Raw genomic sequence first — 14,198 nt, forward strand, 5'->3', positions numbered from 1 at the left:
GTCAGACGAGCGCCTTGATGACCACGTAGAGCACGTAGAGGACCCACGGCACGGCGGCCAGGAGTCCGAGGATTCCGAGCAGGCCGGCCCAGACGGGGTATCCCTTGCGCCACGGCAGGAGGAGGAAGGTGCCTCCTGCGAGCGCGGGCAGGGGCAGCAGGTTGAGGGCGGCCAGCTTCGCGCTCATCAGGCCCCAGGCGCGCAGCAGGTCGCCGTCCCGGAGGAGCGCGAGGAAGCGCTCCACGCGGCCGGGGAGCAGGGAGGGCTCGAAGGGCACGGCGAAGCCGCTCACGAACTGGCGCAGGGCCTCCGTGGACCCCAGGCAGGCCATGGCGATGGCGACCTGCACGGCCCAGGGCAGGAGGATGACGGCGGCGTGGAGGGGCGGGGAGAGCTGGAGGAGGCGGCTCTTGGCGGGGGCGCCCTCGACGGGCTCGTCGAAGCTCACCGCGCTGCCGAGCGCCAGGGGGCGGAAGGCCCACAGGATGCTCCCCAGGCGGGCGGAGAGCAGGGTGGGGCCGTAGCCGAGGACGACGGACACGGGTCGTGCCCCCAGGGTGCTGGCCACGGCGGTCTGCGCCAGCGCCCAGAGGGCGTTGACGGCGAAGAAGAGCATCCAGAGCCAGAGGAGTTGGGACAGGCGGTCCATGCAGTGCGTCCCTGTCTACCATGACCCGGGGTGGTATCCGTCGCGGGCGGGGCACCAATCACCTTGGAGCGTGGCGCCGCGTCTCTGGTGGGCATCCGGGTTGAGGAGCTCATGGCTTACGGCATTGCGAATCACCTCTGGATTCATGGGAGCCCGGACCGGTTCAGGGTTCGTCAGTGGATGGCCGCCGCACTGGGGACGTCGTTCGGGGATCAGCCTCAGAGCGACATCGTCGTCGCGGACGTCTTCCAGTTCGGGCCGGCGCTGACGCTCATCAACATCAGCGGGTGATGGTGGCAAGGTACTGCTGTCGGACGCTGCATCCAGGTGAAGGGATGCATTGATTGCTCATACTCGCTCCATGCCTTGAAGCGATGCCTCCAACGCCGGAGGTACTTGATTGCTGTTGAGGGAACTGCTGGGCTGCAACAGTAGGCTGCCGTTGTGTGCCGTAGGTGTACTTGCGGCATCATTGTAGCCAGCCGGGGGGAATCATGGACGTTTCGGCAACCCAAGCGGATGGGCAGCCGGTGGGGAAGACATTGCTCAATCCCATTGGGCGCACGAACTTGGGTTGGCTTCTCGACACGGGGGTGGGAAGGCACTTGGGGGAGGCACTCACCACCCGGTGCAAGGACAGCTCGGGGCAGGTCAACTGACGTGATGCCCACGCTGAGGATAGACGTCATCGAGGAGCACTTTTCCGAGGCGGCCTTCCTGTACTCGCAATGGGAGCGAGCACTGCGGGGAGCGAACTACAATCTGGAAGAGACAGCGCAGTTGGAGGAGCGGCTGCTGGCACATCTGGACGGACTGGTGCTCGGGGGGGAGCCCGTCGCCGAGGCTCTGCTCAGTCCCGCCCTGGACGGTGGGGAACCTGGGGAGGTGTTTTGCTCAGTGTTCGCCTCCATCGCCGAATCCCCACCTGCTGCGCTGGAAGTGGTACTCGCGCTGGCGCCGGTCGCGCCTCCAGAGGTACTGGCTTCGCTGCGGCGCGCGCTGGAACTCAGCGGGCGCACCGGGTTGGATGCGTCGCTGGTTCCGTTGCTGAAGGCACCCGAGGCATCCGTCCAGGCACTGGCATTGGAGGTGCTTTCGTTCCGCGGAGCCGTACCACGCGGAGTTGCTCTGAAACTGCTCGACCAGGCGGATGGCCGGGTGGTGGCGGCGGCACTGCGGGGCCTTGGCACGCTGGAAAGAGATGTCGGGCACCGGGAGTTGCGGCGACTGTTGGACGACAATCGACCGCAGGTGCGACTGGCGGCCATCGAGTCTGGCCTGCTGTCTGGAGTACGCGCGGCATGGGACGCATGCCGGCAGGAGGCGCAAGGCTGCGGCGAGGGCGCACCTCCGGCCCGACTGCTCCAGGCGATATGCGGGGATGACGAGGACGTCGAGCGCCTGGTGGCGCTCATGGCCAATGACGTCGTCCGCGCGGACATCGTGTGGGCACTGGGCTTCACAGGGCGGGTTGCTGCCGTGGAGGCTTGTCTGGAGTTGATGGGGCATGTGCCATCGGTGGCACGACTGGCTGGCGAGTCCTTTAGCGCCATCACCGGGCTGGTGCTGAAGGACACTTACGCCGTGGAGTTAGAGGAGGGGGATTCGCTCCCGCCACTGGAGGAAGATGACCTCGAAGCCGACCTTTCTTCCAAGGAAGAGGACAATCTGCCGGTGCCGGCCCGTGCAGCAGTCGCTGACTGGTGGCAGCGAGCGCGTCAGGATTACTCTCGGAGTGGACGCTACCTGGGCGGCAAGCCGTTCAGTGGCGCGGCGCTGTTGGACGTGCTGGCGAGGGGGCCCATGCGTCGACGTCACGTCCACGCACGAGACCTGGCACTGAGGACGCAGGGCATACACGACGTTCAAACACGTGCGTTCACTGCCCGACAGGGGGCGGAACTGGCCGAAGCACAGCGCGTGCGCGAGCACCTGTCGACACGTCCACTGAAGCGTGCTTTTGGGGGGTGAAGTTCCATGTGGGCACTGAAGAATCGCACTGCGTACGCTGCGGAGCGAAACTGGACGCGTGACAAGGAGGGGGTTCACTGGTGGCTCGTCGCGGTCAAAGCGACTTTTGACATCGCGCCCGGGGGGAGACTCCAACTGGCGGACGAACAGCCTCCTCCTGTGCTGATACCGGAGTACTTCGGAGCGCCTGGTCAGTCGAGCTTGCGCTATGATTCGGACCTGCTGGCGGTGAAACCGGGCACGGAGGTGCTGCTCGATGGTTGCGCGCACGCGCCTCGCGGTAAGCCCGCAGAGACGGTGCCGGTCTCGCTGCGGCTCGGACCGCTCCACAAGGTCCTGCTCGTGCACGGGCCACGCACCTACTCTCGGGGGATGCTCGGGATGGCAGTGAGCCGGCCCCAGCCGTTCACCACGAGCCCCATTCGCTATGAAGCCGCGTTCGGGGGCTATGACACGACGGACTCCGACCCCAGCAAGCATCGGATCGATGAGCGTAATCCTGTCGGGCGTGGCTTCGCGACACGTCAGGCCCAACTGACGGGCAAGCCCGCCCATACCATCGAGTATCCCAGTGGTGAGCCGGCGACCCGAGGCCCCGCAGGGTTCGGGCCCATCGACGCCGCCTGGATGCCGCGACGCAAGCTCGCGGGGACGTACGACGCCCGGTGGGAGCGTACGAAGAAGCCCCTGCTTCCCGACGACTACGACCCCACATTCGCGTTGAGCGCCCCGGGGGACCAGCGACTCGACGGGCCGCTCACCGGCGGCGAGCGGGTCGAATTGATGAACATGACGCCCGAAGGGGTCCTTCGCTTCGAATTGCCCCGAATCTCGCTTGGTTTTACCACGCATGTGGGCCGGCGGAGCGAGGAGCACGGCGCACGCCTGACCACGGTTCTCGTGGAGCCTGAAGCCAGGCGCCTCTCGCTGGTGTGGCAGGGAACGCTGTGTGTGCCCGCGCCGGATGCGGACTACCTCGACGAGACGGAGATTGCAGAATTGAAGGAGGCGGAATGAGCACCTCCCTGGAGGTCGTTGCAGTCGGCGCGCGAACCCCCGTCGGGTATACGGCGGAGAGCAGCGCGGCGGCCGTGCGTGCTGGCATCTCTCGCTACGCCGAGTTTCCCTTCGCCGACGCCCGGGGGGAGCCCGTGGTGATTGCATCGGACGGGATCCTTGACCCAGCGCTGGAGGGGCGGAATCGGCTCTTGCCGCTGCTCGAGAGTGCGTTGGGGGAGGTCGAGGCCGAACTGGGGCCTGAAGCGCTGCTGCGGAGTCGGCTCAGCGTGCTGCTGTCGTGTCCGGAAGCCCGCCCCGGTTTCTTGGAGGAGGATGCGAGCTGGCTGGTCGACGCCATGGAGGCTCGCTATCGAGGGAGAAGCGCAGGCACGCGCGTCGTGCTCGCGGGGCGCGGCCACGCGGGAGCGCTCCGGGCGGTGGAGCAGGCCCTGCGGGAGTGTGTCGATGGCGGGGACCACCTGTTCCTGGTGGCGGGTGCGGACAGCTACCACCACGCGGAGACGTTCCTCTGGCTGGAGCAGGCTCGTCGCTTCGCGCAGCCGGGGATTCGCGGTGGCTTCACGCCTGGCGAGGGCGCCGCCTGTCTGGCGCTGATGAGCGCCGGGACGCGGCGCCGTCTGGGGCTGTCAGGGTTGGCCGTCGTGCGGGGAGCGCACACCGCACGAGAGCGCCAGCTTCGCGAAAGCAGTACGGGCTCTCTCGGCGTCGGGATGACCCAGGCAGTCGAGGGCGTCGTCGCGGGACTCAAGTTGCCCCATGAAGGGGTCGACGACCTGTATACGGACATCAATGGCGAGCGCTATCGAAGCGAGGAGTGGGGCTTCGTCGTGCTACGGACGCCATCCGTCTGGAAGTCCACCAGCTACAGGGCTCCGAGCACCTGTTGGGGCGATGTCGGTGCTGCATCCGGAGTGCTTGGGGGCGTCCTTGCAGTCCGGGCATTCGCCCGGGGGTATGCGCGAGGCCCGCGGGCCCTGGTGATGGCCGGTTCCGATGGGGGGCTGCGGGGGGCGATGCTCCTGCATGCGCCCCAAGTCTCGTAAGGAGAGGATGCCCATGCCCAAGGTCTCAGTGAATGCGCCCAAGACCCCGGTAACTGAAGGAAGCAGTGGGGTTGCCGCAGCGACCCTGCCGAACGTGTGCAAGATGCCAGGGCCGCCGGCCCCGTTTGTACCAACACCGCTACCCAATATCGGCAAAAGCGGGACCGAGCCAAAGAACTACTCGAAAAGCGTCACAATTGAAGGGAAGAAGGTTGCGATTCGGGGCGCAACGTTTGGCTCCATGGGGGATGTGGCCAGCAAAGGAACCGGCGGCGGAGTGGTTTCCTCCAATGTGGAAGGTCCGACTAGTTTCGTCGGGCCCGGGTCCATGGACACGAAGATCGAGGGTAAAAACGTCCAACTGCTCGGCGACCCCATGCTCAACAACTGCGGACCGAGCGGGAGCCCAGCCAATGCGGCGACGATGATGGGCTTGCTTCAGGTGAGCGGCACGGTCACTGCTGTCAACGGGAATGACAGATGCCCACTTTGCAGGAAGCGCCATGGCCCCGAAAGCACGCTCGAAGAGAATCCTACGACGAAGGTCAACGCGGGGCGGCTGGCTCAGAGGGTTGCGAGGAAAGTGCGTGGCGGCGAACTCCCCAGTCCTTTTTCAACCATGCTGGGCGTGGTTCAGTGCCTGTGCGGCAAGAAGAAGACCTATGCGGATCACTCAGGGCCAACGCTCAAAGGCGTCTGTGACAGCATTTCGGACCTCAAGTGGGTCGGTCCGGAGAGTGGACTGCCGATTGACGCCACAAAACAAAAGGTCAAATCCTTCATTAGGGGACGATTTGGTAGTCGAAAGACCGATTTTGATAAGATATGGGAGAGACTTGAGTCCCGCGCAAGGAAGAGCAAGCGTGGCGAGACCTCGTCCGCAGCATATCCGCCCGGCTCCTGTGCTGGGCCCAAGGCACTTGTATACTGCCTGGAGGACAATGCATATCCAAGAGGCATCACCGAGCGCTGGCACCACAGCGAAAAGCAGCCAGTTGATGCGAAAATCAAGTTTCGCGATGCGGAGAGTGGCGAGGAAGTCGAAGGTCACTTCGGTCATGGCAAGACCGTTCCGCCATGTCTGACATGCAACTTTCTCCTCCCCGCGATGCTCTGTCCTGAAGACAAGGTACTGGAATGTCAGCACACGAACTAGCAGCCGAGATGGAAGATCTACTCCTGAGGATCGTTCCAGGACTCTCAGAGCAGTGGCAGGGTGCCAGCCCGGAGACGATTGCACATATCGAGCGACTGGCAGGTCGGCCTCTGCCTCCGTTCTATCTGTGGTTCCTGCGTCGCATGGGACGTTGCATGGGGGCTCTGACCTATCCGAGCCTGGATTTCTCAGCAGAGCGTATTCTCCGCTGCTACGCAGAGAAGACGATCCATCCAGAACCGCGGTTTCTGCTCATTGGATATGAGTCTGATGAGATGATGCCACTGCATCTCTTCTACGATTTTGACGCACCGGTACGGGACGATGCGCTGGTGACGGAGCGGTACGCCAATGGCGGCGAGCTTCATGACAGGTTCGAAACTCTGGGTGAAATGTTGGCTTGGGGGGCGCTCCTGAAGTTCAGGGTCAACACGATGCCTCAGCGATGTGAAGGAATGCTCTCTTGTGACGATCCAGACCTCCTCTCTCAACTCGATCCAGTGATGTTCAGTCTGGGGTTCACCAAGCCGATTACAACCGGTCCTCGCTGTGGACTGTATGAACGGAACGATGCGGTCTTGATATGCGAGCGCACGCCCCGAGAAGAACTCCTGGGGAACCAGGCCTTCACTCTGGGCGGCCGTGATGCCGGAGTACTTAGAAGGCTCCTGGGAAGGCTCACCACCGAGTCCTCGTTGGAGGTCGAAGTCGACGAATGGACCCCAGCGCTTGGATGACTCGCAGTCCTCCGGACGATTACGGAATTCCAGCAGACTCCATGTCAACACACGAGGAAGTAGAGCTCGAGATGGAGCGCCTGCTGTTGCGGACTGTCCCTGGGCTCGAGGAGCAGTGGCGGGGCGCAGTGCCTGTCACGATTGAGAAGATCGAGCGGATTGTCGGCCGCCCCCTGCCGCCGTTCTATCGCTGGTTCCTGAGTCGCATGGGCCAGAGCATGGGGCCCCTGGCCTATCCCACCCTGGATTTCTCCGCCGAGCGCGTGCTGGCGTGCTACGCCCAGAAGTTGGTCAAGCCCGAACCTCGCTTTCTGCTCATCGCCTATGAGTCCGATGCGATGATGCCGCTGCACCTCTTCTACGACTTCAATGCGCCCTCGCGAAACGATGCCATGGTCACTTCCCGCGAAGCGCGCGGCAAGGAATTGACCGACGCCTTCGAGACGTTGAGGGAGATGCTGGCGTGGGGAGCGCTCTCCCTCTTCCGCATTGACAGGGCGCCGCACACCTGCAGCGGCAGTCTCAAGGGCGACACCACCGACTTCCTGGTGGACCTCGACCCAGTGATGAGCAGTCTTGGATTCATCCAGCCCATCCCCACTGGCCCGCTCTGCAGATTGTATGAGCGACCGGATGCAGTCATGGTGTGCACGGGCACGCCAAGAGCGGGAACCGGGAATCGGAGGGCTTTTGACCTCGGCGGCAATAGTGTCGGAAGGCTGCGGAGAATTCTGGGAGAGATCTCATCCGCGCGCGTCGCGGAACTCCAGGTGAAGAAGTAGGCTGCACACCCAGTGAGTTCAGGGCAGGAGGATACCGACGGCGTGCAGGGGGCGCGCGGGCTGGAGCGGAGGCGCTCTCGCCGGGCTCGTCAAAACTCACCGCGCTGCCGAGCATGACCGGACGGAAGGCCCATAGGATGCTCTCCAGGCGGGCGGAGAGTAGGGGGCCGTCGCCGAGGCCGAGGGACACGGGCCGTGCCCCAAAGGCGCTGGCCACTGCGGTCTGCGCCAGCGCCCAAAGGGCGTGGACGGCGAAGAAGCGCCCCCAGAACCAGAAGTGCTGGGACAGGCGGTCCGGCTCATGCGGTGCGTCCCTGTCTACCATGGCCCGGGGTGGTATCCGTGAGCGGCGGGGCACCAATCACCCTGGAGCATGGCGCCGCGTCTCTGGTAGGCATCCGGGTTGAGGAGCTCATGGCTTACGGCATCGCGAATCACCTCTGGATTCATGGGAGCCCGGACCGGTCCAGGGTTCGTCAGTGGATGGACGCCGCACTGGGGACGTCGTTCGGGGAGCAGCCTCGGAGCGACATCGTCGTCGCGGACGTCTTCCAGTTCAGGCCGGCGCTGACGCTCATCGACGTGCAGGTGCTCGGTGCGCCGCGCGTCGAAGGCGAGGCGGAGGCGGCGGAGCAGGACGGCTTCCTGACGCGCGTGGCCAGCCTGGCGAAGGAAGCGGGCTTCAAGAGCACGCGGGTGTGGATGGGCGAGGTGGGCACCATGGCGTGGGAACTGGAGTCCCAGGACGAAGAGGGCGTGCCCGTTGGTGCGAAGCGGGAGGACGAGGCGCTGCGCACGCTGGGGGCAGACGGGTGGACCGTGGACCCGCTGGCGCCCGTGGTGGCGCGCGAGGTCATCCGGAGCATCGTCAAGCTGCCGCTGGAGGAGGTCCACCACTACATCGACTGGGCGGTGAGCTGCCGCAGCTCGATGGCGGCGGGGACGCCGGTGGAGGGCTTCAACCTGACGCGAGCCTCGCGGCTGATGGCCACGCACTACCTGGTGTGGAAGGGGACGGTGCTGCCCAAGCCGACGCCGGTGAGCGAGATGGCGCCGAAGCTCGGGAGGGCCCGGAGGATGCGCAGGGCGGCGACTTTGGTCCCTGCTGCGCGCGTCTGGGGACTGGTGCTGCTGGTGGCCTTCGTGGTGCCCGCGGTGCTTTACCACTTCATCTTCGCCCCGCCGGTGGAGAGCCCGGTAAAGGGCTTCGTGCTCAGTGGCGTGATGACGCTGGTCTGGGCCCTGTTCGCCCTGGTGCGCTTTGACGACTTCCAGGGGCGGCCGGTGCGCCTACCATGGAGGCTGGCGCTGTTCGTCGGTGGCCAGCTCGTGGTGGGGGCGTTGATGTGGTGGCTTCATGGGATGCCAAGCAGATGAGGCATCCCGTCAGTCAATACGACAAATCGCAGCTAGAGAGTGTCCGCCAATAAGGGACGGCCTTCTTCGCCTTCCACATGGCCAACTGGACGCGTTTTCGCAGCACCAATGGCCTGGAGCGCCTCCATGGCGAGGTGAATCGCCGCACCCGCGGCATCGGTGCCTTTCCGGACCGCGCCAGCGCCCTGCGCTTCATCACCGCCGTCGCACTTGAAGTCACCGGCGTCTGGGTTGGCCGTCGCTATCTCGACATGTCTCTACTGAAATCAACCCCTGACACTTCCGCTGCATGATGCAGCCAAGGATCCTTCCTCCCCCGAACCCCCTCCGAACCAACTACACAGGATTCGGGACTTGACCGTCTGTTTTCCTGCCTACGCTTGGGGGCGCAGACTGCCTGAGAATCTGGGTACAATCGCGAGCCATGAATGTGCTCGCCGCCACTCACCAACTTCCGCCTGCGGCCATTCTCCCAGTGCTCGTGGGGATGTTCGTCCTTACCACCTTCATCTTTGCCGCTGTGAGCGGCTGGCGGCAGCTCGCGCAGAACTATCCCGCTGGGGGGGCCGTGCCGAGCCCACTGAAGTACTTCGTCTGGGGGCAGGTGGGCCGGATCTACTACCGGAAATGTCTCAACGTGGGGGGCGACGAGCGAGGCCTCTATCTCGTTCCGTTCTTCGTCTTCCGACCGTTCCATCCCCCGCTCTTCATTCCCTGGTCTGAAATCCAGGCGAGGACGCAGGAGCGGTTCTTGTTCATGAGGGTCGACACGCTTGATCTGGGAAGAGGCTTCTCCAAGATTCGCATTCAGTCCTCGGCGCTGGAGCCCTTTCAGGCGAACCTGCCTTCCGTTTGACGGACGCTCGGCGTCACACTTGGCGCCGTCACGCGCGCCGGTAAGGGCTCGAACAGGAGTTACCTAGCCAAATAGGAAGTAGACAGGCGACCGAGCACATTGGTCGGATGTGGGCGCGGAAAAGGCCATGACGGAGCGCTACCAGGCGCATCGAGACGTCATGGACGAGCGGGTGACGCGCCGTTGAGCAGACGCCGACGCACTTGCGCTGGGGTGAGGTGGTGTTACCGCAGTCGCACGTGCGATGGGCTTGTCGCGCATGGCGGTGCACGCGGGGCGTGACGTGGCGAGTGGGCAATGCCTCCAGAGGAGGTGGTGAGGATGCGGCGCAAGGGCGGGGGGGCCCCCCTGGTGGAAGTGGCCCAGCCGAGGCTGATGGCAACCTGAGAGTCACTGATGGCCCCCCGTGACCTCAACGGGGGCGCGTAAACCGCGCCCCGGGACACAGCGCACAGCCGCTCAGAACGCCGCGTCGAGCACGACGTCCGTGGCCGCGCCAACACCCACGGCCACCTGGTACGACGACACGCGGCGCTCGAAGAAGTTCGTGAGCTCCTGCACGTCCTGCAGGTCCATGAAGTGCAGCGGGTTCTTCGTGCCGAACACCGGCGTCATGCCCAGCATCTGGAGCCGCTGGTCCGCCACGTACTCCAGGTAGCCGCGCATGTCCTGTACGGACAGGCCCATGACACCGCCGCTCAGCAGGTCCTGGGCGAACTGCGTCTCGCACTCCACGGCCTCGCGGAGCATGGCCACCACGTCGCGCTCCATCTGTGCGTCGAAGAGGTCCGGCTCTTCCTTGCGTGCCACCTGGATGGATTCGAACGCGAACGCCATGTGGGCGCTCTCGTCCCGGAACACCCAGTTGGTACCCGCCGCCAGGCCGTTCAACAGGCCCTTGCTGCGCAGGAAGTACACGTAGGCGAAGGCTGCGAAGAAGAAGAGGCCCTCAATGCAGCCCGCGAAGCAGATGAGGTTCAGCAGGAACTGCCGCCGGTGCGCCTTCGTCTGCAGCGTGTCCAGCCCCTGGATGCTGTCCATCCACTTCATGCAGAACTGCGCCTTGCGCTGGATGGAGGGGATGTTGTCGACGGCCGCGAAGGCCATCGCCCGCTCCGCCGGGTCCGGCACGTAGGTGTCCAGCAGCGTCAGGTAGAACTGGACGTGCAGCGCCTCCTCGTAGAGCTGGCGCGACAGGTACATCCGCGCCTCAGGGGCGTTCAGGTGCTTGTAGAGGTTCAGCACCAGGTTGTTGCCGACGATGCTGTCACCCGTCGCGAAGAACGCCACCAGCCGGTGGATGAGGTGGCGCTCCGCGTCCGTCATCTTCGAGCGCAGGTCCACCAGGTCCGTGGAGAAGTCCACCTCCTCCACGGTCCAGGTGTTCTTGATGGCGTTCCGGTACATCTCGAAGAACTGCGGATACGCCATCGGGCGCAGCGTGAGATTCAGGCCAGGGTTCAACAGCATTGCTTCCGTGCTCCTCGCGCTGCGGCGCGGTGTCTCCAACGTTCTTCCAACTGCGAAACCGTCAACGTCCCATGCCTACTGGCAGGCCTCGCACGCCTCCGGGTTCTCCAGCGAGCAGGCCACCGCCTCGGCCTCGGTCGCCTTCGCCACCGGAGCAGGGGCCGCCTGCGCCACGCTGGCGCCACCACCCGCGCCCACCGTGGCCTTGGCAATCCGCGTCGCCGGACGCGAGCGCAGGTAGTACGTGGTCTTCAGGCCCTTCTGCCACGCGTAGAAGTACATCGAGGACAGCTTCCCGATGTTCGGCGTCTCGACGAAGAGGTTGAGCGACTGGCTCTGGTCGATGAACGCCCCGCGGTCCGCGCCCATGTCCAGCAGCGAGCGCATCGGCAGCTCCCACGCCGTGCGGTACACCGCGCGCAGGTTCTCCGGCAGCTCCGTAATGTCCTGAACGCTGCCTTCCGCCATCTTGATGCGGTTGCGGATGTTCTCGTTCCACAGCCCGAGCGCCTGGAGGTCGCGCACCAGGTAGCGGTTCACCTGGAGGAAGTCACCCGACAGCGTCTCGCGCTTGAACAGGTTGGACACCTGCGGCTCGATGCACTCGTAGCAGCCCACGATGGACGCAATCGTCGCCGTGGGGGCAATGGCAATCATCAGCGAGTTGCGCAGGCCGTGCTTCATGATGCGCTGGCGCAGCGCGTCCCAGCGCGCCGTGTCCTCGGGCACCACGCCCCAGTGGTCGAACTGGAGCTCGCCCTTGGCCGCCCGCGTCTCCGCGAAGGACTCGTGGGCGCCGTACTGCTCGGCCAGCTCGCAGGACGTGGTCAGCGCCGCGAAGTAGATCTCCTCCGAAATCTTCTTGGAGAGCGCACGCGCCTCCGCCGAGTCGAAGGCCAGCTTGAGCTGGAAGAAGACGTCCTGGAGCCCCATCAGGCCCAGGCCCACCGGGCGCCAGCGCTTGTTGGACGAAGCCGCCGTGGGGATGGGGTAGTAGTTCAGGTCGATGACGCGGTCGAGCTGCCGCATCGCGAGCTGGGCGTTGGCGCGCAGCCGCTCGAAGTCGAACTTCCCGTCCACCAGCATCCGGCTCAGGTTCAGCGAGCCCAGATTGCACACCGCCGTCTCACCCTGGCTCGTCACCTCCAGGATTTCGGTGCACAGGTTGGACAGGTGGATGACGTTGCCCGCCTTGCCCGTCTGGTTGCTCTTGCGGTTGCTGATGTCCTTGAAGGTCATCCAGCCGTTACCCGTCTGCGCCAGGCTCTTCATCATCCGGGCGTAGAGGTCACGCGCCTTCACCTTGCGCATGGCCAGGCCGTCGGCCTCGGCCTTCGCGTAGGCCTGCTCGAAGGCGTCGCCGTACAGGTCCGTGAAGTGGGGGACGGACTTCGGGTCGAACAGGCTCCAGTCGCCGTCCGCCTCCACGCGCTTCATGAAGAGGTCCGGCACCCAGTTGGCCAGGTTCAGGTTGTGCGTGCGGCGCGCGTCGTCGCCGGTGTTCTCACGCAGCTCGAGGAAGTCCTCGATGTCCGCGTGCCACGTCTCCAGGTACACGCAGCACGCGCCCTTGCGCTTGCCGCCCTGGTTCACCGCCGCCACGGAGGCGTCCAGCGTCTTCAGCCAGGGGACGATGCCGTTGGAGTGCCCGTTGGTGGACTTGATGAGCGAGCCGCGTGCGCGCACCCGGTGGTACGCCACGCCGATGCCGCCGGAGAACTTCGACAGCATCGCGATGTCCGAATACTTCTTGTAGATGGCGTCCAGCTCGTCCGCGGGCGAGTCCAGCAGGAAGCAGCTCGAAAGCTGCTCGTGGCGCGTGCCCGAGTTGAACAGGGTGGGGGAGCTGGGCAGGTACTCCAGCGAGCTGAACAGCCGGTACAGCTCGATGGCCTCATTCACATTGTCGCCGCTGAGCGCGCTGGCCACGCGGAGGAAGAACTCCTGCGGCGTCTCCAGCACCTCACGCGTCTGCGGGTTCTTCAGCAGGTACCGGTCGTAGACGGTGCGCAGGCCGAAGTACTCGAAGAGGTCGTTGCGCGACGGGTCGATGGCCGCGTTGAGCTTGCGCGCGTTGGCCTGGACGAACTGGAGCAGCCGGTCCGCGATGAGCCCGTGCTTGTGGCCCGCGGCCACCGACTGGCTGAAGGAGTGGATGTCCTGGTTGCTGACTTCCTTCTGGATGAAGGTGGCCAGCAGGCGCGCGGAGAGGCGGCCGTACTCGGGCTCTTCGACGATGAGGGCGGCGGCCGTCTGGATGGAGAGGCTGTCCAGCTCGCGCGTCGTCGCGCCGTCATACAGGCCGGAGATCGTCTTGGTGGCCACGCGCATCGCGTCCACGCGGGGCAGGCCCACGCAGGAGCGGCCCACGGCGCGCACAATCTTGTTGAGGTCCACCGTCTCCGTGCCGCCGTTGCGCTTACGCACCCGCATGGAGGTGGCGCTGAAGTCGCCCGCCGTGGGCTCGGAAGCAACCGCGCCCGAGGCAGCGGCGCCCGTCGGCGCTGTCGTCGTCGCCGGCGTGGACGGACCGGAGGCGACGGGCGGGACAGACATGTTGGCGGACGGCTTCACGGGCGTATCGAAGTTCACGAGCGGCTCACTCCAGACAAAAGCAGGGCGCTTTGGGCAGACACGAGGCCTGTCCAGGGAAGCGGACTTCCCCACCACGTTACTGGAAAATTGTTCAGGTAAGTCCCGTTTCGGCGGGACGGGACTAGCGGCTGGAATCGATGGTGTGTCTGGGGGGATTTATGGGCCAGACCGATGTTGTAAGCAAGAAACCCACAGTCCCTCCTCTTCCCCGCTCCCTGCCACATCGGCTGGTGGGGCGCCATCGACCAGCCACAAGCTATGGGGGGGTACCCGACCTGTCAACGCGAGATCTAGTGCTCGGCCCGGCATGGCCCGTGCAATCTATGATCGATCTCCGAGACGATCTCGCAGTCATTCCGTGAACACTCGGTGACCCCACTCAGGAACGTGGAGTGTGGGCCACCTGGAATCCACCGTGGACGGTCAGAAAGGGCCCTACGGAGGGGTTGGAACCACACCGCCCGCATCCGTCCCGGTGGGGGCCTGGGGGGCTCCGTCCAGGGCCTCCCCGGTGGTCTCCGGCTGCGGCGTGGGGGCCGGGG

General features: G+C 65.1%; 12 protein-coding genes and 2 pseudogenes. 11 read left to right on the forward strand and 3 right to left on the reverse strand.

Features of this window, described 5'->3' with window-relative positions:
• Position 1: 1 nt before the first annotated feature.
• Complete coding sequence (locus FMQ63_RS14620; protein ID WP_011555042.1) at positions 2-649, reverse strand: hypothetical protein; 648 nt, start codon at positions 647-649, stop codon at positions 2-4.
• Between the two features lie 111 nt (positions 650-760).
• On the opposite strand from FMQ63_RS14620, the gene FMQ63_RS14625 reads away from it, so the two are divergent.
• The 11 genes and pseudogenes from FMQ63_RS14625 to FMQ63_RS14675 all read left to right on the forward strand — a co-directional run.
• Positions 761-940, forward strand: coding sequence for a hypothetical protein (locus FMQ63_RS14625; RefSeq protein WP_225909394.1), 180 nt, complete (start codon positions 761-763; stop codon positions 938-940).
• A gap of 372 nt (positions 941-1,312) precedes the next feature.
• A complete protein-coding gene (locus FMQ63_RS14630) occupies positions 1,313-2,620 on the forward strand; it encodes a TIGR02270 family protein (RefSeq protein ID WP_011555040.1) in 1,308 nt (435 codons plus the stop codon).
• A 6-nt stretch (positions 2,621-2,626) separates the two neighbouring features.
• Complete coding sequence (locus FMQ63_RS14635; protein ID WP_011555039.1) at positions 2,627-3,637, forward strand: DUF2169 domain-containing protein; 1,011 nt, start codon at positions 2,627-2,629, stop codon at positions 3,635-3,637.
• A complete protein-coding gene (locus FMQ63_RS14640) occupies positions 3,634-4,683 on the forward strand; it encodes a hypothetical protein (protein ID WP_011555038.1) in 1,050 nt (349 codons plus the stop codon). The genes FMQ63_RS14635 and FMQ63_RS14640 overlap by 4 nt, the downstream gene beginning before the upstream one ends.
• Positions 4,684-4,696: 13 nt before the next feature.
• Positions 4,697-5,839 (forward strand): PAAR-like domain-containing protein, encoded by a 1,143-nt coding sequence (locus tag FMQ63_RS14645; RefSeq protein WP_081436823.1) that lies wholly within the window; start codon positions 4,697-4,699, stop codon positions 5,837-5,839.
• 8 nt (positions 5,840-5,847) lie between these two features.
• Entirely contained in the window at positions 5,848-6,576 is a 729-nt protein-coding gene (locus tag FMQ63_RS37920; protein ID WP_228556421.1) for an SMI1/KNR4 family protein, read from the forward strand.
• A 71-nt stretch (positions 6,577-6,647) separates the two neighbouring features.
• Entirely contained in the window at positions 6,648-7,358 is a 711-nt protein-coding gene (locus FMQ63_RS14655; RefSeq protein WP_020478703.1) for a hypothetical protein, read from the forward strand.
• Between the two features lie 414 nt (positions 7,359-7,772).
• A complete protein-coding gene (locus FMQ63_RS14660; RefSeq protein WP_225909392.1) occupies positions 7,773-8,735 on the forward strand; it encodes a hypothetical protein in 963 nt (320 codons plus the stop codon).
• A 26-nt stretch (positions 8,736-8,761) separates the two neighbouring features.
• Positions 8,762-9,028, forward strand: a pseudogene (locus tag FMQ63_RS14665) (transposase); the annotation flags it as partial.
• A 131-nt stretch (positions 9,029-9,159) separates the two neighbouring features.
• On the forward strand, positions 9,160-9,591 hold the full coding sequence (locus FMQ63_RS14670) for a hypothetical protein (protein WP_011555035.1): 432 nt from the start codon (positions 9,160-9,162) through the stop codon (positions 9,589-9,591).
• A 109-nt stretch (positions 9,592-9,700) separates the two neighbouring features.
• Positions 9,701-9,975 (forward strand): annotated as a pseudogene (locus FMQ63_RS14675) (ISAzo13 family transposase); the annotation flags it as partial.
• 75 nt (positions 9,976-10,050) lie between these two features.
• On the opposite strand, the gene FMQ63_RS14680 reads toward FMQ63_RS14675, so the two are convergent.
• Complete coding sequence (locus FMQ63_RS14680) at positions 10,051-11,061, reverse strand: ribonucleotide-diphosphate reductase subunit beta (RefSeq protein WP_026114031.1); 1,011 nt, start codon at positions 11,059-11,061, stop codon at positions 10,051-10,053.
• A gap of 75 nt (positions 11,062-11,136) precedes the next feature.
• Positions 11,137-13,653, reverse strand: a complete 2,517-nt coding sequence (locus FMQ63_RS14685) for a ribonucleoside-diphosphate reductase subunit alpha (RefSeq protein WP_020478702.1) — start codon at positions 13,651-13,653, stop codon at positions 11,137-11,139.
• Positions 13,654-14,198: the final 545 nt, after the last annotated feature.

The sequence above is a fragment of the Myxococcus sp. CA005 genome, assembly GCF_006518205.1.
In the GTDB taxonomy this organism is placed as follows: domain Bacteria; phylum Myxococcota; class Myxococcia; order Myxococcales; family Myxococcaceae; genus Myxococcus; species Myxococcus xanthus.

Bases quoted from the DNA above. Each gene is read 5' to 3' on its own strand.
- FMQ63_RS14640 (WP_011555038.1), top strand. From the start codon at position 3,634: ATGAGCACCTCCCTGGAGGTCGTTGCAGTCGGCGCGCGAACCCCCGTC.
- FMQ63_RS14630 (WP_011555040.1), top strand. From the start codon at position 1,313: ATGCCCACGCTGAGGATAGACGTCATCGAGGAGCACTTTTCCGAGGCG.
- FMQ63_RS14680 (WP_026114031.1), bottom strand. From the start codon at position 11,061: ATGCTGTTGAACCCTGGCCTGAATCTCACGCTGCGCCCGATGGCGTAT.
- FMQ63_RS14670 (WP_011555035.1), top strand. From the start codon at position 9,160: ATGAATGTGCTCGCCGCCACTCACCAACTTCCGCCTGCGGCCATTCTC.
- FMQ63_RS14625 (WP_225909394.1), top strand. From the start codon at position 761: ATGGCTTACGGCATTGCGAATCACCTCTGGATTCATGGGAGCCCGGAC.
- FMQ63_RS14655 (WP_020478703.1), top strand. From the start codon at position 6,648: ATGGAGCGCCTGCTGTTGCGGACTGTCCCTGGGCTCGAGGAGCAGTGG.
- FMQ63_RS14660 (WP_225909392.1), top strand. From the start codon at position 7,773: ATGGCTTACGGCATCGCGAATCACCTCTGGATTCATGGGAGCCCGGAC.
- FMQ63_RS37920 (WP_228556421.1), top strand. From the start codon at position 5,848: ATGGAAGATCTACTCCTGAGGATCGTTCCAGGACTCTCAGAGCAGTGG.
- FMQ63_RS14635 (WP_011555039.1), top strand. From the start codon at position 2,627: ATGTGGGCACTGAAGAATCGCACTGCGTACGCTGCGGAGCGAAACTGG.
- FMQ63_RS14645 (WP_081436823.1), top strand. From the start codon at position 4,697: ATGCCCAAGGTCTCAGTGAATGCGCCCAAGACCCCGGTAACTGAAGGA.
- FMQ63_RS14620 (WP_011555042.1), bottom strand. From the start codon at position 649: ATGGACCGCCTGTCCCAACTCCTCTGGCTCTGGATGCTCTTCTTCGCC.